Raw genomic sequence first — 22930 nt, 5'->3', positions numbered from 1 at the left:
GGCTAAACCTTAATATTAATAATGGCATGGGATTGGTAAAATGCTTGATGGTTGTCATCCGCTCGTTTTAGTTTAAGCTCACCCACTTGTAAGCCTTGTTTTGCCAGTTTTGAGCGTAAATTATCAAGATGTGGATGAGCTAAAGCGCTCACCGCTTGGGTTGAGGCTAACAACTGACAATCTAAAGCTTTATCCATGAGTTCTGCGATTATTTGTAGCTTACCCAGCTCGGCATAATCAAAGTTGAGCCTAACAAACCAAACATTTTTATCCGCTAGTTTACCGCTACTGTGCTTTTTATACTGCCCTAAAGTTATTTCTGTTTGCGCCGCTTCAGCAGGCAACTTCATCGGTAATAAAAATTGTACCAAGGCGTTTGTGTCAGGTTGTTGACTAATCGCGGGCGTTTGTACTTGGCTTAATGTGTTCTTAATTTGGGTTAATTCACCTGCTAATGCTTGTACTTGTGGTTGCTGTAATTGTTCCAACAATTTATTGGCGCTATTACCCACTTTAAACGTCGGTAATAAAACCTGCAGTAAAGCTTCTAAACCCGTTTGATTATTAATACTCACCGCACTTGGATTTTGGTTAATGATAGGCGCGGCTAAAATGCTTAATGAAAGCTGTTCAACACCTCTATTAAACGAGCTTTGTAAGATGTCGCTTTGAAGTTGTGTGGGCTTTATGGTGCTGAGTATTTCGCGCTGTATGGTTGCTGGGTGCAAATTACTATCTGACAACATGCGATTAAAAGCCTGATTAACTAAACGGTTTAAATCGGTTCCTTGATCAGTCAGTTTGCTTGTAATGGTATTAAGTTGGCTGCTTACTATTTGGTTGGTCGCATCTTTTTGTTCTATTGAGGTGTTTGGACTGTGTTTTAAAACCGTCGCTAATAAGAGTTTTTCTAAAGGCTGTAAGCTCTGACCAAATGTAGCCGCGTTAGTTGGTGAGGATGAAAAAGGAGTCACTAAAGGAGATAAAGCGAGTGCTGCTAACGGTTGTTGTTGCCACATAGAAACGCTTGATTTTATTTGCTGGGTAAATTGCATTAGGGGCGGCGCTAAATTTGACACGTTTTTTAATTGTGTCATGTCAATTTTTTGCATTGGGGTGAGCCATTTTTGCTGAGCATTGCCTGTAAATACTGGTTTTTGAGATGAGCTTACCGAGGTCGTAAATGGCTTGCTTTCAAAGTACTTTACCGCATCTAAAATACGTGTTTTAAAATCAGCAAAACTGCTTTTTAACCATGATTGTATGGGACTGTTTATCGTGCTGAGCGGATGCTGTTTACTTGGCGAGGGATCAATTAGGCCTTGCGACTGTTGCAAAGAGAGCATCTCATTAAACGGTTTACTAAATGAGTTTTTAAGGCTCACAGTCATAGTGTGATAAGCGGTTTTGATCAGTAATTTATCTGCTTGGTGAGTAATGTTTACCTTAGTCGGGATGGTAGGTAGTTCACTTAATTGTCGGTGACTTAGGTTAATAGTTAATGAGTCTTTAAAAGAGTTTGGGCTTAATACCGCAAACTTAGGCATAGCATGAAGCTGAGCATGACCTAAATTGTTAGCAACTAATTGTGTTAGTTTTGCTTGGCTTAAAGGTTGAGAATGTACAATGTCAGCAAAACGATTAATGATATTTAGCCGTGTACCTTTGCCATCAGTCTCAATTATGCCTTTTAATAAGGGTTCTTGTGCTAGTAATTGCGCTATTTGTTTATTAATGGCGATGCTGGCATTAAATTTTTCAATCACCAGTTTTGGCGTTGGCTTTAAAGTAACTTGTATCGATAGCGGGTTGTTTTGAATATCACTTTGGGTATTTATAAAATTTAAAAATCGTTGCAACTGAGCCGGTTGTTTAATTGTTAAAGTTGTATTGTTAGGGATGATGGTTAGGCTTTTACCATCTGCACTTAACTGTATGTTAGCGCTTGCTATTTTTTCAACGTTTGTGAATGTCTCAGTTGTCCCAAGGCGAATCGTTTGCCAATGCTTATTCATAAACACATCAAGCGTGACTGAATCTTTAGAAAACTGAATATTTTTTGCCGCCAGCACTTCAGGTGGCAGTGTTGCTAACGCAGCCTTACCTGAATCAGTTGTTTGATTACTAACCTGTGGGTTAGACAATGTGATGTGCGTTGGTGTATTCATTATTTTATATCAAGTTTTCTTTATTTTAAGTAAATCGATTCTAAAGCAATATTCGTATTACCCTATCATTATGGTAGACTTACGGCTAATTTTTGGCAGAGAGAATCGTCATCTTGTTACACATTAAGTCCGTTACTTGTATCAAGCAAGAGCGTTGTTTGTTTGATGAACTTAATTTTAGCCTTAAAAGCGGTCAAATCATGCAGTTAGCTGGCCCTAATGGGGCTGGTAAAACATCATTATTGCGCATTATTGCTGGTTTTTCGCTGCCGGATGAAGGTGATATTTTATACCTAAATCAATCTATCAAAAAATATTATGACGAATATGCCAGAGACTTATTATTTATAGGCCACAAAACAGGTGTTAACGTTCAACTCAGTGCACTTGAAAATGTAGCACATTGGTTGGCTATTAATGGTTATGTTGATACTCCTGACTTATACCCTATATTAGGTAAATTAGGGTTAGTGGGGCTGGAAGATGTGCCAGTAAGAACGTTATCTGCGGGTCAACAGCGGCGAGTGGCTCTCGTTCGATTATGGTTATCTGAAGCGAAGTTATGGATTTTAGATGAACCTTTCACGGCGCTAGATAAAAGCGGGGTTGCCTTTTTACAGCAACGTTTTACTGAGCACTTATCAAAGGGGGGCGCTATTTTGTTAACAACACACCAAGATTTAACCACCCACTTTAGTGACTTACAAACGTTGACTTTGGAGTACCGCCACTAATGACACGACAGCATTCATATTGGCAGTTATTTGTCGCGGTATTTAGCAAAGACGTTAAGCTCGCTTTTCGTCAGCGCGCTGAAATAGTTAATCCTATCTTGTTTTTTTTAATTGTTATCTCACTGTTTCCATTAGCCATAGGGCCTGAGCCAGGCTTGTTATCAAGAATGGCACCGGGCATTATTTGGGTTGCGGCTTTATTATCGACCATGCTTGGCCTTGATAAACTGTTTAGAGATGATTACCACGACGGCTCTTTGGAGCAGCTCATTGCTTCGTCATACCCCTTATCATTAACGGTGCTGGGCAAAGTAGCCGCACACTGGGTGATCACCGGCCTCCCGTTAGTGCTAATGACCCCTTTATTTGCTTTACTACTAAATTTAGATACGACGGCCCTAATGGCTACGTTATTAACGCTATTATTGGGTACGCCTTTATTAAGCTTCATAGGCGCAATAGGGGCGGGCTTGACTGTGGGATTACAAAAAGGCGGCATTTTAATGAGTCTGCTCGTTTTGCCTTTGTATATTCCGGTTTTAATTTTTGCAACTTCCGCTATTGATACCAGCACTATGTCGCTGGATTACAGTGGTCAGCTTGCAATCCTTGGTGCAATGTTAGTCGTTGCGACTATCAGTGCGCCAATTGCCATATCATCAGCATTAAAAGTGAGTGTAAGTTAATATGTGGAAGTGGTTACATCCGTATGCGAAAGCAGAGCGAGCATATCAATTATGCAATACTCTACTGCCATATTTTGCAGTAGTAACGGTTATTAGTATGATTGTCGGTTGGGTATGGGGATTAGGTTTTGCTCCTGCCGATTACCAACAAAAAGACAGTTACCGTATTATTTTTATTCACGTGCCCTCCGCTATTTTATCTATGGGCGCCTATTCATCAATGGCGATTGCAGCCATTGTTGCGCTTGTATGGCAATTACGCAATGCAGAGCTTGCGGTGATTGCAATAGCACCCGTAGGTGCCTGCATGACCGCAATAGCCTTAATCACCGGTGCTGCGTGGGGTAAACCTATGTGGGGTGCTTGGTGGGTATGGGATGCACGACTGACCTCTGAACTCATTTTGTTATTTTTATATCTAGGGGTGTTGTCTTTGTACCATGCCTTTGAAGATAAAAAATCAGCCGGTCGCGCCGCGTCTATTTTAGCTATTGTTGGGGTTATTAACTTGCCTATCATTCACTTTTCGGTGGAATGGTGGAATACCCTGCATCAAGGGGCAAGCATCACTAAGTTTAACCGTGACGCGGTAGATCCAAGTATGTTTTGGCCGTTAATGATTAATATTTTAGCCTTTGCCGCGTTTGTTGGTACTGTGACTTTAATTCGTCTTAAAAATGAAATTTTACACCGTGAAAAGCACCGCCCATGGGTGCGACAGTTGTTAACTAAGGGGTAATTATGCAGTTTGACTCGTTTTCAGATTTTATTGCAATGGGAGGCTATGGCTTTTATGTATGGCTTTCTTTTGGTACATGCGCATTAATTTTATTAGGCATTTTATTTAGCTCGTTACGCGACAAAAAACAAATTTTAGCGTCGGTAGAGCAGCAAATTGCGCGTGAAACTCGAATTAAAAATTCTAAGCAGGAGCAAACCACGTGAACCCTAGACGTAAAAAACGCCTTTTGGTTATTATTGCCGTACTCTTTGGTATTGGTGGATCAATTGGTTTAGTGTTGTACGCCTTACAAGAAAACATTAATTTGTTTTACACCCCCAGTGAATTAATTGATGGTAAAGGCCCGAATAAAGAAAAGCCTCATATAGGACAAAAGCTCCGCATTGGTGGTATGGTTGTCCCTGGTACAGTGCAAAGAAATGAGCAAAGCTTACAGGTAAGCTTTAAGTTGATTGATACTGGCCCATTGGTCACGGTGCGTTATCAAGGAATTTTGCCTGATCTATTTCGTGAAGGGCAAGGAATTGTTGCACAAGGTGTGTTAGTTGAACCTAACGTCATTGAAGCGTTTGAAGTACTGGCTAAACATGATGAAGAATATATGCCAGCCGAGGTTGCCGAGGCAGTAAAAGGAATTAAGCACGAGAAACCAAAATACAATTTAGATAGTGGGAGCTAATATGATCCCAGAACTTGGTTATTTTTCCCTAACATTGGCCATGGTACTGAGTATTCTGTTGTGTATTTTCCCACTTTGGGGTGCACACACAGGAAACCTTCGTTTGATGCGCGCTGCGCCATCACTTGCTATTGGTCAGTTTGCATTTGTTGCTTTGTCTTTTGCTGCGCTTATTTATGCCAGCTTAACCGATGATTTTACCGTATCTTATGTAGCGTATCACTCAAGTAGCACCTTGCCTTGGTATTATAAAATAACCTCAACATGGGGTGGCCATGAAGGCGCTATTTTACTGTGGTTATTAATGCAGGCCGGTTGGACCGCCGTTGTTGCTGTGCGTTCAAAGTCACTGCCTTGGGTACTTCGTGCTCGCGTATTAGGTGTGCTTGGCTTTTTAGGTGTCGGATTTATGATGTACACCTTGCTACTTTCAAGTCCGTTTGAACGTTTACTGCCCTATTTCCCTGTTGAGGGACGCGATTTAAATCCATTATTACAAGACCCAGGGATGATCATTCACCCTCCATTACTTTATATGGGGTATGTCGGTCTTTCTGTTGCTTTTGCCTTTGCTATTGCCGCGTTGTTAACCGGCAAGCTTGATAACACCTGGGCAAAATGGTCACGCCCATGGACAATGACGGCATGGGGCTTTTTAACCTTAGGTATCACCATAGGTAGTTGGTGGGCCTATTCAGAGCTAGGCTGGGGCGGCTGGTGGTTCTGGGATCCTGTTGAAAATGCATCACTCATGCCATGGTTAGTCGCAACCGCGTTACTGCACTCTTTAAGTGTGACTGAAAAACGTGGCGTATTTAAATCATGGACAGTGTTACTGGCTATTGCGGCATTTTCATTAAGTTTACTAGGCACCTTTATCGTTCGCTCAGGAATTATTGTTTCGGTGCATGCCTTTGCAACAGACCCTGATCGTGGCTTATTTATTCTTGGCTTTTTGGCCGTAGTTGTTGGCGGCGGTTTAGCGTTATATGGCTTGCGTGTCTCACAAGTTAAAAGTGAAGGGCGTTATAAGTTTGTATCGCGTGAAGTGGCACTTTGGTTAAACAATATTTTCTTAGTGGTTGCTACGTTAATTGTACTGTTAGGTACATTATTACCTATGGTGCACAAGGAAATGGGGCTAGGCAGTATTTCAATTGGCGAACCTTTCTTTAATAAAATGTTTGCTATTTTACTGGTGCCATTTGCTATTTTAATGGGCATTGGACCTTTCCTGCGTTGGAAGCAGAATAAGTGGGCCTTTTTACAAAATAAAATATTTGTAGGCGCATTAGTCAGTATTATCATTACCTGTGCGTGGTTATTTAGTAGCTATGAGGTAGTGACTCCATTAACACTTTTAGCAACCACGCTAGGTGTATGGATATTTATTGCCACTTTTATTGATTTATATACCAAAGCAGCGGTTCATGGCTCGCTTAAACTCGGTATAAAGCGCTTAGGTTTAAGCTATTGGGCAATGGTGCTGGGGCATGTTGGTTTAGCCTTTGTTATAGCGGGCATTACACTCACCTCGGCGTATTCAGTTGAGCGTGATGTATCAATGAAGCCTGGTGATAGCGTACAGCTAAATCAGTATCAATACCGCTTTGAAGGTGTGAAGACTATTCGTGGTGCAAACTACAGTGGTCATGCAGGTGTCGTGACGGTATTAAAAGGGAATGACACTGTAACGCGTTTATATGCAGAAAAGCGTCGTTACGATATTGGTATGCAATTTATGACCGAAGCCGCTATTGATGCCGGATTCACTCGTGATTTATATCTTGCGCTTGGTGAGCAACTAAGTGAAGGGGCATGGTCATTACGTATTTACCATAAGCCGTTTGTACGTTGGATGTGGATTGGCGGTATTCTGATCTCACTCGCTGGTTTTGTGATTTTATTCGATAAGCGCTATCGCGCCTCACCGCGAAAAGATGAAATAGAGGGGGCAGTATGAACCGTAAACTTATCGCAATTGCCCCTTTATTAATTTTTATCTTTATCTGTGTGTTTTTATACCAAGGGTTGTTTGCCAACCCGCGGGAAATACAAACAGGGCGAATTGGTCAAACGGTGCCTGCGTTTAATTTACCTGATTTAATGCAAGACGATAAACGTTGGACTGATGAGCAGCTAAAGGGTGACGTGTATTTGCTAAACGTTTGGGGCACATGGTGTCCGACGTGTTTAGCTGAGCTTGGCTATTTAACTAAGCTACGCGAGCAAGGGGTTAAAATTATCGGCTTGTATTATGTACAAAGTTACGACGCCGATTTTGATGGCCCATTTGATATGCAAGCGCTGCGTGATGATGTGAGTAATATGCTTTCACGTGCGGGCGACCCTTATCAATTTAATATTTTAGATTTAGAACGTTCATTGTCTTTAGATTTAGGGGTGTCCGGTGCACCAGAGACATTTTTAGTAGATAAAAATGGCACCATTTTGTTACATCACACTGGTGATATAAACCCTCGAGTTTGGCGTGCTAAGTTTGCGCCTATTATGCAGGAGCTGCAGCCATGAGATTGTTTTTATTAACCCTTAGCTTGTTTGTTAGTGTAGCTGCGTTTGCTCAGCAAGACCGTTATCAATTTGATAGCAACGAGCAAGCTGTTCGCTTTGAAGAGCTAACAAAAGAATTACGTTGCCCGAAGTGTCAAAATCAGAATATTGCTGACTCTGATGCTGTTGTCGCAAAAGACTTGCGCGAGCGAGTGCTGGCGTTGGTAAAAGATGGCAAAACCAAAGATGAAGTTATTGATTACATGATTGATCGATATGGCTATTTTGTTCATTACGATCCACCGGTAACACCTGCCACGTTAATACTGTGGGTACTTCCGGTACTCATCGTAATAATTGGGTTTGGCTTTATTGTGATTCGCCAACGTAAAGCGTCGGTAAAACAAACTTGGAGTGACGCTGATGAAGTGATGCTCAATAAGCTGATTAAACAAAATAAACATCAGGAGCAAAGTTAAATGATTTTAATGTGGGCGTCTTTTGCTTTACTCACACTCATTGCATTGCTGTTTATTATTGTGCCTTTTTTAAAAAAAGAGCGCATAGTAACCATCACCCACAACGCCAATGCACAGCTTATCAGCATTTATGAACAGCGTTTAGTTGAATTACAGGCAGATTTAGATAATCAACGTATAGACTCGCAAAATCACAGCGAAGCTATTATTGAATTAAAACGCCGTTTACTTAATGAATTATTGCCAGAGAAGTCACTAAATAGCCGTGGTGACAATCGTATATTTGCTTTAACAGGGGCGGCGTTTTTAATTGCATTAGCAGGTATTTTTTATGCAATGACAGGCAGCCAGCAACAAATTGCAGCTTGGCATGATGCAATGGATAACTTGGCCGATTATGGTCAGCGCGCCGTAATGCAAAAGGGCGAGCCATTAACTAAAAATGAGTTACAAGCGTTTGCCCTAGCACTGCGTACTAAGTTAAGCCAAAGCGGTGATGATGAAGTCGCTTGGATGTTGTTAGGGCGTGTTGCTTTAATGCTAAATGAATTTGATATGGCGAAACAGTCATTTGATAAAACATTAAAAATAAACCCTGATAATATGCAGGCGCTTGTTAGCTACTCTCAGGTGCTATTACTTGAGGGCAGTGAAGAGAACATGACTCGTGCAGCGGGTATGCTTTCTAAAGTACTGCAAGCTCAACCAAATAACCTTGATGCGATTTCGTTACTTGCACTGATCGCCTTTGAGAGAAAAGACTGGCTACAGGCAAAGGCAGCGTTTGAGGTGTTACTTGCAAGTATGGATGAGTCTGATACGCGCTATGCTATGATCAACCAACGTATTAGCGAAATCGATCTACAAATTGCTCAGCAAAACGTGGCAACCAGTGGCGATCAGTTAGCGGCTCAAAGTATTCAAGTTACCGTTGATATCGATAGCCAACTTGCAGACAAACAGCCCAATAACGGTATTTTGTTTGTGTTTGCTAAAGCGGCTAAGGGATCACCGATGCCTTTAGCCGTGGTCAAACTAACAGACTATAGCTTTCCAATTACGGTTGAGCTGAGCGATGCTAATGCCATGATGGCAGGGCTAAACTTATCGAGTGCGAGTGAAATTATCATTTCTGCGCGTATCTCTAATGATGATTCAGTTATGCCAAGCACTGGGGAGCTTGAAGGGCATTCTCAAGTGCTTGCTTCTAAAGAGGTGCGCCAAGTGCAACTGAACATTGATACATTAATACCTTAAGGATTTGAGATGTTAAAACAAGGCTTACTTTTATTATGTTTACTCACGTTATCGGGTTGTGCTCAAGTGCCTGAGAGTAAATATGATGAGCGCGATCCCATACAAAGTGTAAACAGACCTATTTATGACTTTAATATGGACGTACTTGATGCTTATATTTTAAGGCCTGCGGCAGTGGGTTATATAACAGTAACCCCACAGCCTGTGCGTCGAAGTATTGTGCATTTTACCGATAATATTACAGCACCGGTTGATATTATTAATGCGGGTCTGCAAGGAAAGCCAAGCAGTGCCGGAATTAATTTTGCGCGCTTTTTAGTGAATTCTACGGTGGGAGTGTTTGGCTTATTTGACGTTGCAAGTTCGTTAGGGCTTGAAGTAACTGATGAAGATTTTGGCCAAACCTTAGGTGTGTGGGGAGTAGGCGATGGTGCCTATTTAATGATCCCGGCAATGGGGCCATCAACTGCACGTAACTTAACCGGTGATGTTGTTGATAATGTGGTTTTACCTAAAATTGCACTGACTACACCACAAACAATTTTAGTGTTTGCGTTAAAGGCGGTTGAGGCAAGGGCGTCTTTAATGGCTCAAGAGGGTTTATTAAATGATTCATTAGACCCATACCTGTTTGTTAAAGACATTTACTTTCAGCGTCAGTTATATGAACTCTACGATGGCAATCCGCCAATAAAAGAAGAGCCTGAAGATTTTGACGAAGATTTCTTAGAAAGCCTTTGATAAAAATAAAAACGCCAGCAAATGCTGGCGTTTTATTTTTAGTTATTAATTACTAGGGTCTGTTGACCTTTGCGGATTACAATTTGTTCAAACTAGGAGCGGTTTAATCGCGGCGCGAGATTTGTAACCTAGTGGGCTAAGTAAAAACCGAGCAAAGCTTCCGCGTCCTGCTCACGCCCCTTACCTACATCCATGTAGGCAACAAAGAGTAAATCGCTCCTAGACAGAACCCGAAGGGCAGCGCCTGTTTGGCATTGATGCTGCGTTATCGCCTATTTATGGGGAATAACCACACCACATAAGCTCTGCCTTGCCTAAATACCAAATAGACTGCTGAAAATTTAACCTTGAAAGGTCAACAGACCCTAATGAGCGCTTTAATTATCAATCATTATCTGCATTTGTTCACTAACCCAATTAAGTGCTTCGTGGTAAGCATCAGGCACATCATCACCTAAATTAAGCTGTTGGGCTTTATCGTTAGCAGCGTGCCAGTTACCCTGCTCATAGAGGGTTACTAAGTTTAAATACTCAGCAAGCAGCCCTTCATTGTTTAACAGTGCCGCTTTTATCTCATTTGAAAGCGGTAGTTTAAGCATTACACTGTCCATCTCTTCATCTAGTATGGCATCCATAAGCGACATCATGCCGGCTAAAAACGCTATTCCAGTATCTCTAAGTTTGCCATGTGAAATTGCTAAAAGCTCACAAAAACGCGCGCGTGTTAGCGACAGCCTAATAAGCTCCAGAGGTTTGTCTGCAGAGACTTGTGCGGCAAATAATAAAGAGAGTAGTTTTTTTATTTCAGCCGCGCCCAATACAATAAGCGCTTGTTTTATAGTGTTTATTTCAGAGCGGCGAGCAAATGCTGCCGAATTTGAGTAGCGTAGCAGCTTATACGATAAGTTGACATCACGCTCAAATACATCGGTGATTTTTTTAAGATCCATTTCTACGCTGGAAGTTTCATAGAGTAGCTCAGCCAGTGCCATGCCCGATGGCGGTAATGCCTTGCTTTGCACCATTTCTGGTTTTGAAAAGAAAAAGCCTTGAAAGTATTCAAAACCTAGTTCAAAAGCTTGATTGTAAAGCGCGTAAGTTTCAACCTTTTCAGCAAGTAATTTTATATGTGGATAAGGTTTTAAATCCTCTATGATCGTTTTAACGTTTTCAATATCACAAGTTAAAAAATCGACTTTAATAATATCGATAAACGGATAAAAGTGCCGCCATACAGGTTGATGTGCATAGTCATCTAGCGCTAGCGTATAGCCTTTTTCTTTTAGGTCTTTAACAATTGCCAATAAGCGTTTACCTGGCTGGACGGTTTCGAGTATTTCAATTACCACCCCATCTTTGTTTAAAAGGGTTGGGTAGTCTTTTAACAAGGTGTCTAAGGTAAAGTTAATATAAGCGGGTTTATTATCAGTTAAATCTTCTAAGCCAAAGTTAAATTGACTGCCTTCAATCAGTCGAGACGTGGCTTCATCGCCGTCAATATCTGGAAATACGTTATCAACTCCATCACGAAATAAAAGCTCATAGCCAATTAGTTCTTTATTGCGATCTAAAATAGGTTGCCGAGCAGCGTAAAAATACATATAGGATTCCGAAAGAGTAGAAATTGATTAACATTGTAATAATATATTGGAAAACATTCAAAATAGCATCGGTAAAATGAACATTATTAATAAAATACTATGGTTGGTTTGGTATTTCTTAATCTAATTTTATTGTTTTTCATTTTATTTGTTGCAAAAGTGAGCTAACCGATGGTTTTTTATCTACTTAAATGAGCGGGTTGGAGTTATTAGCAATTACCGTGTTATAGTTCAGTAGAAAGCTTTTATTCCAATACTGTCTTAATTATAAGATTTCAAGAGTCATTATTTGGATTAAAAGCCTGTTATTACTTATTTAAGTGGAGGCAAATTTGGAAACAGGAATGATTATTTCACTGGCATTATATTTTATTGTAATGCTGGGAATAGGACTATACGCATATAAGCAATCTACCAGCGATATATCAGGGTATATGCTAGGTGGTCGTAATTTAGCCCCCAGTGTTGCTGCCTTATCAGCGGGTGCATCAGACATGAGTGGTTGGTTACTTATGGGCCTACCTGGCGCAATGTACTTATTTGGGCTTAGCAAGGTTTGGATTGCTATTGGCTTAGTATTAGGCGCATGGGCAAACTATTTCTTAGTCGCCCCAAGACTGCGTGTTTATACTGAAAAAGCAAATGACTCTATTACCATCCCTGATTATTTTGCAAATCGTTTTGATGATAACAAGAATATCCTCCGTGTGATCTCTGCAATTGTTATTATTGTGTTCTTTACTTTGTATACTTCATCAGGCGTAGTCGCCGGTGGTAAGTTATTTGAAAATTCATTTCAGATGAGTTACGAAATGGGTTTATACATCACCACGGGTGTGGTTGTTGTTTACACCTTATTTGGTGGTTTTTTAGCGGTTAGCCTAACAGACTTCGTGCAAGGTTGTATTATGTTTATCTCCTTGCTTGCAGTACCTATCGCTACTTATATGATGCTTGATCAGCCATTTATGGATACTTTAGCAAATGCAAATTACCAGCAGTTGTTAAGTTCACCAAAAGCCAGTGAAATCCATTCATTGAATATGCTTGATTGGTTTGCTGGTGGTTCTACCATTGCTATTATTTCTGCGATGGCTTGGGGCTTAGGCTACTTTGGTCAGCCACATATTATTGTTCGCTTTATGTCTATTCGCTCAGTGAAAGAAATGCCAACTATGCGTCGTATTGGTATGTCTTGGATGACACTATCTGCGATTGGTGCGGTATTTACCGGTTTATTTGGTGCTGCCTTTATGATTGAAAACCAAATGCCTATTGCCGATAAAGAGACCATTTTCTTAGTATTAGCTGAACTTATTTTCCACCCATTAATTGCTGGCTTCCTACTGGCTGCTATTTTAGCTGCGATTATGAGTACGATTTCATCGCAATTATTGGTGTGTTCAAGCTCGCTTACTGAAGACTTCTACAAGATTTACTTAAACCGCGATGCCTCGCAAACTGAGCTGGTGTTAGTAGGGCGTATTAGCGTAATACTGGTTGCGTTATTTGCTATTTACCTAGCGTATGACCGTAATAGTTCAATACTTGATTTAGTTAGCAACGCATGGGCTGGTTTTGGTGCTGCATTTGGTCCACTTGTCTTGTTTAGCCTTTACTGGAAACGTATGAACTTAAAAGGGGCTATTAGCGGTATGGTTGTTGGTGCTTTAACAGTGCTTGTATGGATTTATGCGCCTATTACCATTAATGGTGAGAGCTTAAGCAGTGTAATTTATGAAATCGTCCCAGGTTTCATTTTAGCGAGTATTGCTATTGTGGTAGGAAGCCTTGTGACAGCTGAACCGAAAAAAGAAATTACTGATCTGTTTGATGAAGTTGAATCGTCATTGTAACTGATTAGCTAACGTAAAGTGTTGGTTTTTATAAATGCCAATCAGTTTAACTGGTTGGCATTTTTTATTGGCTGACCTTTAGCAGAGACCATTCATCTCGTTTAAACAGCTGAGATTATGACGCTTAATCACCGATTACTTGCCTTTAGCTATTATTATTTAACCTGAACTCTGGATAATAAATCTATCTCAAGCAGCTATTTTCAGCGCTAACTGCGTTGAATTTACTTGCAATAGGCTAGCTATTGACGCGTAATTTCGCCTTGTTTTCACTGGAAATCTCTGGCTAGAGAAAAATAAACATAAATATCATTTTTTGATTCAATACGTTAGTAAATCTCTTAACCAGAGTTCAGGTTATTTAAAGGCATAAAAAAACTGAATTCGAATAACGAATTCAGTTTTTTTAATAATTACTATTGAGCTTTTAAAAGTACTAACTCGCTGCTTTCTCTTTTATATCTGCAACGTTATCTGACTTTGTTTTTTTAGCCTTGGCGGGTACTTCTTTACCACCTTTAAGTACGGCCATAAAGTCGTCTTTACTTTTTGCAATCTCCAGCGCGAGCGACTCAACCTGTTGTTCACTTAGTGGTACATCTACTTTTTCAAGCATGAGTTCTAGTGACTCGGCAATATCGAGCATTTTGTCATAGGCATCAGCTTCTTTTTTAGTAGTAAACGTCATGCGCTCGACTCCGTTTCGTTCTACAACATATTTAACAACAACAGCCATGATTTCTCCTGCTTACTTACGTGGCAATATGATTAATTTAAATCATTAGATTACTGTTTTTATATACAGTACAAGCTTGCGCGCGTTTTTGCAAGCTTTAGCCTTAGTTTATCTGCAGCTTGGTTGACAATAAAGAGTAACTCTACTTTATTTATTAAGTCACTTTATAACGCGTTGCAGTAAAGGAGTCGCAAGGAGTGATTGTTACCGTTAGTACTTAGTAACCACAACGTTATGTAAAAGTGCTGGGTGTAAATAATCAACAAATGTTCATGTGAGAACACAAAAGGAAATAGTATGAAATTAATTAAAATCATCTCATTAGCCGCTGCTTTATGTTTATTACCTATGGGTACCACCTTTGCGCAAAGCGATATGCTATCAGAGCAGATGCAATCAGCCGTGGTTAATATTAATACTGCTGATTTAAAACAGTTAATTAAGTTACCAGGTGTCGGCAAGAAAAAAGCACAGGCAATTATCGATTATAGAGAAACCAATGGTGATTTCGCATCACTTGAAGATCTAGCTAAAGTAAAAGGGGTGGGTAAAAAAATGCTAGCCAAACTTGATGGAAAGGTGGCGTTTTAACTTAAAAGGGCGCTATGCGCCCTGATCAAACTGTTTTAAGGCAGCACCAAGGTGCTTTTTAGCAAAATTAACATCTACGGGGGCAGTTAATAGCGGGTAGCTTAAACCAGCCACAATCAAAAAGGGCACGAGTAGCCATCCTTCAAAAAGGGTAAATATTAAAAAAAATGGGCTTAGCAGCATAAGCTTTACAATACGCATTAACACTCTGTCACTAGGAGAGAGCATACTTAACGAGATCGCAATAACGGTTTGTCTTTGACGAACTTTTAAGTGTTTAAGTTCGTCAACGTGGCTTGAAAAAAAAGTAAACATATTAAAGTGACTTTTTAGTTATTAATCGGCTGGCCACTAATGCAAAAAGTGTGGCGGTAAACAATACAAAAATAACTTCCATCCATGCTGGCATACTTAAGCCTGCAAATTGCCAATCTATATTTCCACAATCACCAGTTGCCTCAAAAAATTGCGGTATCCAATGATGTAATGGCATAAATTCTGGAAAATTCGGCTCAAACTCACAGCTAAATGCAAATGGGTCAGTGGTTGTTTGCATTTCAATGTGCTCACGAGCTATTAGTAACCCCCATACACTTGAAACCCCCCATATTGTATAGGCAACAATACGTACTGCGAGGTTGTTTGGTTTACTGGCGCCAATAATACCGGCAAAAAGTAAACCTAATACCGCGGTGCGTTGGTAAATACACATAATGCACGGTGCTAATCCCATGTTGTATTGAAAAAAGAGCGCGGTTACTTCAAGCAGAAAAACAATCCCACTGAATAATAACCAAGGTGTACGTTGAGTACTTAGATTAGCAAGCCAGTTCATAACAAATCCGTATTTAAATAAGGGCTTAGATTATGACGTAGGATAAACAGCGGAGCAAGTAAAAGGAAAAAAGTGAGGAGCTATGAAATTTCCTAGCTCCTCAAAGTCGGGGAAGCTCTTAATGCCCAGAATTCGCTACAGGGATGTGGTGTTGTATTATCCCCCAGTCATAAAACAAACTGGTTATTTCACTCAAGCCAAAATAAGTCGCGCTTAACCCAACAAAGGTAAGCACAAAAGTGTAAGGTAAAGCCATATACACCATTCGACCGTAAGATAGGCGTAACACGGGAGCTAGTGTTGATGTAAGTAAGAATAAGAAAGCAGCTTGACCATTAGGGGTGGCTACGCTGGGTAAGTTTGTGCCGGTGTTTATCGCCACTGCAAGTAAATCAAATTGGTCTCGAGTTATCTGACCTGCTTTTAGAGCTGCAGCAACTTCATTTATATATACAGTGCCGACAAATACATTATCACTGACCATTGAAAGCAATCCATTAGCGATAAAAAACATCACCAATTGTAAGTGCCCTTCAAATGTTAGTACCCAAGTAATCACGGGAGTAAAGAGTTGTTGATCGATGATTACTGCAACCACACTAAAAAATACACAAAGTAGTGCAGTGAAGGGGAGGGCCTCTTCAAAGGCTTTACCGAGTTGGTGCTCTTCTATTATACCGGCAGACGACGTGGCTAAAATAATCACCGATAAGCCAATTAAGCCTACGGTTGCTAAATGTAACGCTAAGCCAGTAATTAACCAGATAGCGATTAGTGCTTGAATTGTGAGGTTAACTCTATCGCGTTTGGTGCGTTTTTTATCAAGTGTTTGTGCATGGTTTTTTAAAATAGCATGAATTGTTTCTGGCAGTTTTGCCCCATAGCCAAAGGTTTTTGTTTTTTCTAATAAAAAGGTCGTTAATAAGCCCGCAAAAAGCACGGGTAAAGAAACGGGCAGCATTCTTAAAAAGAACTCACCAAATAGCCAACTTGCTCGCTCTGCAATAATTAAGTTTTGTGGTTCACCAACCATAGTACACACGCCGCCAAGTGCGGTCCCAATCGAGGCATGCATGAGTAAATTACGTAAAAAAGCACGAAACTCTTCAAGCTCTTGACGGTTTACCTCTTTTACTTGGTTATCATCGTTAATATCGTGCTCACTAATAAAATCTTTTCCTGAGGCCACCTTGTGATAAATACTATAAAAGCCCATGGCCACCGCAATAACAACCGCCATTACAGTCAGGGCATCCAAAAAAGCTGATAAAAACGCAGCAGCTATTGCAAAGGCAAGCGATAAAACGGTCTTACTTCTTACTGAAACCACTAACTTGGTAAAAATATACAGCAGCAGATCTTTCATGAAATAAATACCGGCAACCATAAAAATAAGTAATAAAAGCACATCTAGGTTTTGTGCTATTTCATGTTCAACTTGCGTGGTTGATGTCATACCAATTAATAGTGCCTCAATGGCAAGTAGACCACCAGGTTGCAGTGGGTAACACTTGAGCGCCATGGCCAATGTAAAAATAAACTCAATAACCAGTACCCAGCCAGACAAATAAGGGTTTAATTGAAACAGCAGCGGGTTAATTATTAAAAATGCAATAATGGTGTATTTATACCATTGAGGTGCTTTACCTAAAAAATTTATAAATATTGCAGATGGGACACTCTGTTGCATGATTTTTCCCTAGGGAGGCGTTTAATAGTCTGGTTAATGTCATTAACTTAGTCCAGCCTATAGAGGGTGTAAACAACTAAATAATAATAGTCAAAGTGTCTGGTATGAATAATAGGTTGGCATTCATATTGTGTTTAAAACCTATCGGTAAAACTAGCGAATCATACAAGTAAAGTTGCCTTTTTAATCACATACCTAGGTAATTTAACTTACTTTACTTGTTAGTTGTGGCTTGTCTGGTACAATCAGTCAGTTAATCGTATGTAGCGATGTGATGTGAATTAATTCGAGTAGGAATTGAATGAGAATTTTTAAAGCGAAAAGCCCAGCAGGATTTGCTGAGGAATACATAGTAGAGTCAATCTGGAATGGTGATTTTCCTCCAGGTTCAATTCTGCCAGCTGAGCGTGAACTCTCAGAGTTAATTGGTGTTACTAGAACCACATTGCGTGAAGTGTTACAACGATTAGCCAGAGACGGTTGGTTAACAATCCAACATGGTAAACCCACTCGCGTTAATAATTTTTGGGAAACGTCAGGATTAAACATTCTTGAAACACTGGCACGTTTAGATGAAGATAAAATGCCAGAGCTAACCGATCAGTTACTCTCAGCACGTACTAATATCAGCGCAATTTATACCCGTGCAGCTATAAAACTTGCACCAGAGCGTGTTATCGAAATTTTATCACAAAGCGATGAATTAGAAGATAGCGCACAAGCGTTTGCAGATTATGATTATAAAGTTCATCATGAATTAGCTGTTGCCGGTAACAATCGCATTTATGTGCTCATCCTTAATGGCTTTAAAGGTTTTTATTCTAAGATTGGCTGTCATTACTTTTCAGATCCTCGCACTCGCGAGCTTGCACGCCAGTTTTATAAAGACTTAACTAAGCTTGCTGAGAATAAAGAGCACGATGGTGCAATATTCATGATGCGTAAATATGGTCATCAAACCGGTGAAATATGGCAACATATTCGCGGTGATATGCCTAGCGATATTATGGATTAGTAAAAAGAACCTGCTTAAAGCAGGTTTTTTTATGATCAAAAATCAGTCCATTTATCAAGCGTTCGCTATTTTAGAACGGTGCTATCTATAAATACGATTGTTAATTTATTTTTTATAGCCATAGAATAATGTTTAATTAAATATGGTTTCTATTGTAATTTTAAAATTAGTGCCCATATTAGTAATCAGTATTGCGTAAGCAATTGACAATAAACTCAAAATATTTGGAGAATAAAATGGGTGTATTAGTAGGCCGTCAGGCACCAGACTTTACCGCTGCAGCTGTTCTAGGTAACGGTGAGATTGTAGATAGCTATAACCTTCACGAAAAAATCAAAGGTAAAAAAGCAGTAATCTTTTTCTACCCTCTAGATTTCACATTTGTATGTCCTTCTGAGCTTATTGCTTTTGATAAGCGTTATGCAGAATTCCAAAAACGTGGTGTAGAAGTAATTGGTGTTTCAATCGATTCACAGTTCTCACACAACGCATGGCGTAACACGGCTGTAGCAGACGGCGGTATTGGTAAAGTTCAATACGCACTAGTTGCAGACGTTAAACACGAAATCTGTAAAGCATACGACGTTGAGCACCCAGAAGCGGGCGTTGCATTTCGTGGTTCTTTCCTAATCGATGAAGAAGGTAACGTACGTCACCAAGTAGTGAACGACTTACCACTGGGTCGTAACATCGACGAAATGATCCGTATGGTTGATGCACTAGCATTCCACAGCGAGCACGGTGAAGTATGTCCTGCTGGTTGGACTGAAGGTAAAAAAGGAATGGACGCAAGCCCTGAAGGCGTTGCTAAATTCTTATCTGAAAACGAAGGCGAGCTATAATTTAGCCCTTTAGTTTAAGATAAAAAACCGCCAAAATGGCGGTTTTTTATTATTTTAAATTAAAACGAAAAGCTCACTTTAGTATAAATGTAACGACCTCGAGGGTTGTGTACACCCGATGCGTAACCATACAGATCTGAATCACCGTCACCAATTGCAAACGGTGGCTCTTCATCAAATAAGTTGTTCACACCTAGCGATACTTTTGCTGACTCAGTAATACGGTATGATGTTTGTAAATCTACCAGTACTTGTGAATCAACAGTACGCGATGTATTACTATCGAAGTCTAAGTTACCATCGAAGTCGATATCTGGCGTATCTTCAAACTCACCTACATAACTAATGTTCATGTTTGTGTTGAACTGACCAATTTCCCAGTTAGTTGAGAAAATCCAGCGATGCTCTGGGTAACCATATTCACCAGTGTAATCGCGGCCATCTTTTTCAAATTTATCTTGGTAAGCCCATTCTAAATTGAATTTTAGTAAGCCTAAATCATCCAGTGAGTGGTTGTAATTTGCTGAAATATCAACGCCCGAAACTTCTTGTGATGATACATTTTCAAAAGTACTGAAAATCTTTTGAATAGTCCCTAAACTGTCTGTACCTGAAGGAGGTAAGCGAACACATACGGTACTGTTTTGGTTATTACACTCTGAGTTGTAAATTGGACCAAACTCTTGCTCATCAATTTTATTGTCTTGGGTGATACTCCATACATCTACACTCAAACCAAAGTCAGTTGTAGGTGCCCAAATAAAGCCGACGTTCCAAGATTCAGACTCTTCAGCCTCTAAGTCAGGATTACCAGCAAATTCAATGTTGTAATCTAGTGCATCACAATCTTTACCTGTTGCGTCACAACGGTAATTATCGATAAAGAACTGGCTCTCTTGAGATGGCCCTAAACCTACTTGTGCAAGTGACGGTGCTCTAAAGCCTTGTGCCCAAGAACCACGCACTGTGATTTCATCAGTAGGTGCCCAGCGTAAAGCGACTTTAGGATTGGTTGTGGTACCAAAGTCACTGTAATCATCGTAACGACCAGCAAGTTGTAGCTCTAAGTTCTCAGCAAGTGGAATTGAAAACTCTACATAGGCAGCGTATTGGTCACGCTCTGCTGCAGCTGACACAGACTCGGTACCAAAGATTAATCCTCGTTGGAATTGATCATCTGGCGTATCCGTTACGTCCTCTTCGCGGTATTCAATACCGGCCGCCATCATGACAACATCATCACCAAAGCTAAATGCTTCACCTGAAATGTTAGCATCGAACGACGTCATATGAGACTCGCCTTGACGAACCAAGCTCGTAGTAATTCTATCAATTACGGCCGGATCGTTGTAAGTGCCGCCAAATGGGTTGTAGTTACCGGCATCAATTTCTTGTTGTAAGAAGTCGGTGCGTACCCAACCTTGTGAGCGATCCCCAGTTTGTAATGACTTACTACGTCCTTTTTGTACCGCTGTTTCCCAGCTCCAATCGTTTATTTCACCTTTTAAACCAGCAACAAAACGTAATGTGTCTGATTCGATATCCCATTGGCGCGCACCCGCATCTACGGTTCTGTAACGACCTATTTCAATATCTTGGCCGAATGGGTTATTAGGGTGACTACCTGGTACTGTTAAGCCCGCATCTTCATCAAGTGGCGTTGGGGCACCTGCTGCAATTGAGCTGTTATGCTGAACGGCCATTTCTAAGAAGCCCGTTATGCCATTATCAAAGCGGTATTCAAATTGTGAAATAGCACCTACACGTTCTGATGCCGGCGCAATATAGCCAAATGGACCATAGTCAAATAAACAACTGCCACTTGATGTTGCATTTTCTGCAGGACACGCAGGGTCAATTGTTTTAACGCCATCAACATAGAAGTAGCCAGGGAAGCCACGTGATGAACGGAAATCTTCACCGCCATATGGAGATTGATTAGCAGTACCTAAACGCCCCATTTCATCTGATGATAAAGAGGTGTTTTTAAAGTAATCAATAATAACGGATGCGCTACTTTTTGCACTAGTAGTACCCCAAACAATACTGGCTGTAGTTTCTTCATAGTTAGGGCCATCTGTGCCGCCGTAACCTAAGTTTACTTCAATACCGTCAATATCTTTTTTCAAGATAACGTTTACAACACCCGCTACAGCATCAGAGCCATAGATTGCTGAGGCGCCATCTTTTAAAATATCAATACGTTCGATTGCTGAAACAGGAATACTGTTGATATCAACGAATGAGTTGGTGATCCCTTCAGCAAATGCGCTGATTGCAACACGACGACCATTAATAAGTACCAAGGTAGCATCGGCGCCTAAGCCACGAAGGCTGACGGCAGCTGAGCCATTTGCAGTTGAGTCTTGGTTATTACCACGGGTTGAAAAAGTACCATTACCTGCAACAGGCATTCTTTCAAGAAGCTGTTGTAGGTTGTCATAACCCATGTTTTCGATGTCTTCTTTATTAATGGATTGTACTGGTGATGGGCCTTCTATATCGGAACGTTTGATACGAGAGCCTGTTACTTGAATACGTTCTACTTTTTCTGCAGTTTGCTGTGCAGCGTAAGTTGTTGTACTAAAACCTGCTGACAATGCGATAGTAGCACCGATGATTAAGCTCGGTGTAAATGCAATTGAGCGATACCAACCCATCATAGAAAATGTTTGCTCAGAGAGCGTTCTGCTGGATTTTATCAAGGCGCCATGATGATGTAATAGTGGTTTCTATTACGAAGAGTGGTAACGCAGAGAAAGTTCTGCAGATGCTCTCCCATAGGGCGAGTTTTAAAAGTGCTTAAACTGCGTTTTTTGAATTTTAAAGAGAGCCACACTTAATTCATTCAAATGCCTTGCCTAAGTACTTTTAAATTCTCGCTGAGCGTCCATTTTCTATAAAGGGTTGGTATGTATCCTTAAGTCCTTGTTGATATGTTAATAATTTACTTGTTTTACAAGTCGAATTATTAATACCATGTAACTTAACTGTTATCAATTGGCCACAAAGATGATTTTGTTATCTGCACTAATATGTACTGATTTTCTCAATAAAGGTAAACGATAGGATGCTCGCTATTTGGCGCTGTAACGTGATTTAGTTATTATTGATAAACAAAACGCCGAGCGACTTTAATTTGTAATAATTTGTATTTTCCTAAAAATTTAGCAAAAAAAAGCCTAACATGATGTTAGGCTTTTTCATTTAAACTTTATGTTTCATTAAGCGTTCTTTTTCACGAGACCAATCTTTATTTTTACCGTCTTCACGTTTGTCATGCATTTTCTTACCTTTCGCTAAATGGAATTCAAGCTTTACCCAGCATTTTTTCCAATACATAGCTGTGGCAATTAATGAATAACCATCACGCTCGGTTGCACCAACCAAACGGTCAAGTTCACGTCTGCTTAGTAATAATTTACGATAACGCAGCGGGTCGCAAATAACATGGGTTGATGCACTATTTAAAGGCTGGATTGTGCTGCCTAATAAAAACGCTTCACCGTTTTTAAGATGAATATAAGTTTCAGAGATATTTACTTTACCTGCTCGGATACTTTTTACTTCCCAGCCTTGGAGTTCAATACCTGCTTCAAACTTGTCGTGTAAAAAATACTCGTGTCGCGCTTTTTTATTTAGCGCGATGGTATTACTTGTCGATTTTGAAGAATTTTTCTTAGCCATAGTGCCCTATAATATACGTTATACGAGATGTTTTACATCGATTTTTTTAAATTATACATGCAAAAGCGAAGGATTCCACG

The 22930-nt window shown here is 40.2% G+C and carries 22 protein-coding genes; 14 read left to right on the top strand and 8 right to left on the bottom strand.

What is annotated here, in order from left to right; translation table 11 throughout:
- Positions 1–2 precede the first annotated feature (2 nt).
- Positions 3–2168: a flagellar hook-length control protein FliK gene (fliK, locus tag ACTRWE_RS11465; protein WP_462880038.1), complete on the bottom strand. Its 2166-nt coding sequence runs from the start codon at positions 2166–2168 to the stop codon at positions 3–5.
- Between the two features lie 113 nt (positions 2169–2281).
- Here fliK and ccmA point away from each other — a divergent pair, with 113 nt between their 5' ends.
- From ccmA to ACTRWE_RS11415, 10 genes are read left to right on the top strand one after another with little or no spacing between them, the layout of a single operon-like run.
- Positions 2282–2902 carry a cytochrome c biogenesis heme-transporting ATPase CcmA gene (gene ccmA, locus ACTRWE_RS11460; RefSeq protein WP_462880044.1) on the top strand — a complete coding sequence of 207 codons (621 nt, stop codon included), beginning with the start codon at positions 2282–2284 and terminating at the stop codon, positions 2900–2902.
- Positions 2902–3588, top strand: a complete 687-nt coding sequence (ccmB, locus tag ACTRWE_RS11455) for a heme exporter protein CcmB (protein WP_033104087.1) — start codon at positions 2902–2904, stop codon at positions 3586–3588. Before ccmA ends, ccmB begins: the two co-directional genes overlap by 1 nt.
- Before the next feature lies 1 nt (position 3589).
- Positions 3590–4327 (top strand): heme ABC transporter permease, encoded by a 738-nt coding sequence (locus tag ACTRWE_RS11450; protein ID WP_029609912.1) that lies wholly within the window; start codon positions 3590–3592, stop codon positions 4325–4327.
- 2 nt (positions 4328–4329) lie between these two features.
- Entirely contained in the window at positions 4330–4533 is a 204-nt protein-coding gene (gene ccmD / locus ACTRWE_RS11445) for a heme exporter protein CcmD (RefSeq protein WP_462880037.1), read from the top strand.
- The gene (ccmE, locus tag ACTRWE_RS11440; RefSeq protein ID WP_008465420.1) at positions 4530–5009 is read left to right on the top strand and encodes a cytochrome c maturation protein CcmE; all 480 of its coding nucleotides are present in this window, start codon (positions 4530–4532) and stop codon (positions 5007–5009) included. Before ccmD ends, ccmE begins: the two co-directional genes overlap by 4 nt.
- A gap of 1 nt (position 5010) precedes the next feature.
- Positions 5011–6972, top strand: a complete 1962-nt coding sequence (locus ACTRWE_RS11435; RefSeq protein ID WP_290155396.1) for a heme lyase CcmF/NrfE family subunit — start codon at positions 5011–5013, stop codon at positions 6970–6972.
- Complete coding sequence (locus ACTRWE_RS11430) at positions 6969–7541, top strand: DsbE family thiol:disulfide interchange protein (protein WP_013465537.1); 573 nt, start codon at positions 6969–6971, stop codon at positions 7539–7541. The genes ACTRWE_RS11435 and ACTRWE_RS11430 overlap by 4 nt, the downstream gene beginning before the upstream one ends.
- Positions 7538–7999: a cytochrome c-type biogenesis protein gene (locus tag ACTRWE_RS11425; RefSeq protein ID WP_013465536.1), complete on the top strand. Its 462-nt coding sequence runs from the start codon at positions 7538–7540 to the stop codon at positions 7997–7999. The genes ACTRWE_RS11430 and ACTRWE_RS11425 overlap by 4 nt, the downstream gene beginning before the upstream one ends.
- On the top strand, positions 8000–9256 hold the full coding sequence (gene ccmI / locus ACTRWE_RS11420; protein WP_024602040.1) for a c-type cytochrome biogenesis protein CcmI: 1257 nt from the start codon (positions 8000–8002) through the stop codon (positions 9254–9256).
- Between the two features lie 9 nt (positions 9257–9265).
- Positions 9266–9997 (top strand): MlaA family lipoprotein, encoded by a 732-nt coding sequence (locus ACTRWE_RS11415; protein ID WP_008112252.1) that lies wholly within the window; start codon positions 9266–9268, stop codon positions 9995–9997.
- 377 nt (positions 9998–10374) lie between these two features.
- Here the strand turns inward: ACTRWE_RS11415 and ACTRWE_RS11410 are convergent, their stop codons facing one another.
- Positions 10375–11598: an EAL and HDOD domain-containing protein gene (locus ACTRWE_RS11410; RefSeq protein WP_462880036.1), complete on the bottom strand. Its 1224-nt coding sequence runs from the start codon at positions 11596–11598 to the stop codon at positions 10375–10377.
- Positions 11599–11942: 344 nt separating this feature from the next.
- Between ACTRWE_RS11410 and putP the strand changes: the two genes are divergently transcribed.
- Positions 11943–13454, top strand: a complete 1512-nt coding sequence (gene putP / locus ACTRWE_RS11405; protein WP_008113313.1) for a sodium/proline symporter PutP — start codon at positions 11943–11945, stop codon at positions 13452–13454.
- 436 nt (positions 13455–13890) lie between these two features.
- Here putP and ACTRWE_RS11400 read toward each other — a convergent pair whose 3' ends face one another.
- A complete protein-coding gene (locus ACTRWE_RS11400; protein ID WP_064662605.1) occupies positions 13891–14190 on the bottom strand; it encodes a YebG family protein in 300 nt (99 codons plus the stop codon).
- Between the two features lie 297 nt (positions 14191–14487).
- On the opposite strand from ACTRWE_RS11400, the gene ACTRWE_RS11395 reads away from it, so the two are divergent.
- On the top strand, positions 14488–14781 hold the full coding sequence (locus ACTRWE_RS11395) for a ComEA family DNA-binding protein (RefSeq protein WP_024602041.1): 294 nt from the start codon (positions 14488–14490) through the stop codon (positions 14779–14781).
- 12 nt (positions 14782–14793) lie between these two features.
- Here ACTRWE_RS11395 and ACTRWE_RS11390 read toward each other — a convergent pair whose 3' ends face one another.
- From ACTRWE_RS11390 to nhaB, 3 genes are all read right to left on the bottom strand, one after another.
- Positions 14794–15096, bottom strand: a complete 303-nt coding sequence (locus ACTRWE_RS11390) for a DUF6170 family protein (protein WP_024602042.1) — start codon at positions 15094–15096, stop codon at positions 14794–14796.
- 1 nt (position 15097) lies between these two features.
- Entirely contained in the window at positions 15098–15616 is a 519-nt protein-coding gene (gene dsbB / locus ACTRWE_RS11385) for a disulfide bond formation protein DsbB (RefSeq protein WP_462880035.1), read from the bottom strand.
- 118 nt (positions 15617–15734) lie between these two features.
- Positions 15735–17306, bottom strand: coding sequence for a sodium/proton antiporter NhaB (gene nhaB, locus ACTRWE_RS11380; protein ID WP_013465528.1), 1572 nt, complete (start codon positions 17304–17306; stop codon positions 15735–15737).
- A gap of 301 nt (positions 17307–17607) precedes the next feature.
- On the opposite strand from nhaB, the gene fadR reads away from it, so the two are divergent.
- Positions 17608–18321, top strand: coding sequence for a fatty acid metabolism transcriptional regulator FadR (gene fadR / locus ACTRWE_RS11375; RefSeq protein WP_008109093.1), 714 nt, complete (start codon positions 17608–17610; stop codon positions 18319–18321).
- A gap of 236 nt (positions 18322–18557) precedes the next feature.
- Positions 18558–19163 carry a peroxiredoxin gene (locus ACTRWE_RS11370; RefSeq protein WP_008109095.1) on the top strand — a complete coding sequence of 202 codons (606 nt, stop codon included), beginning with the start codon at positions 18558–18560 and terminating at the stop codon, positions 19161–19163.
- A 59-nt stretch (positions 19164–19222) separates the two neighbouring features.
- Here the strand turns inward: ACTRWE_RS11370 and ACTRWE_RS11365 are convergent, their stop codons facing one another.
- Positions 19223–21826 carry a TonB-dependent receptor gene (locus ACTRWE_RS11365; RefSeq protein ID WP_290218573.1) on the bottom strand — a complete coding sequence of 868 codons (2604 nt, stop codon included), beginning with the start codon at positions 21824–21826 and terminating at the stop codon, positions 19223–19225.
- Positions 21827–22370: 544 nt separating this feature from the next.
- The gene (gene smpB, locus ACTRWE_RS11360) at positions 22371–22850 is read right to left on the bottom strand and encodes an SsrA-binding protein SmpB (protein WP_013465526.1); all 480 of its coding nucleotides are present in this window, start codon (positions 22848–22850) and stop codon (positions 22371–22373) included.
- Positions 22851–22930 lie beyond the last annotated feature (80 nt).

It is taken from the genome of Pseudoalteromonas sp. G5_S1_54_S4 (assembly GCF_054968565.1).
The sequence above is the reverse complement of the archived record's forward strand: the minus strand, read 5'-3'. Positions and strand labels throughout refer to the sequence as shown.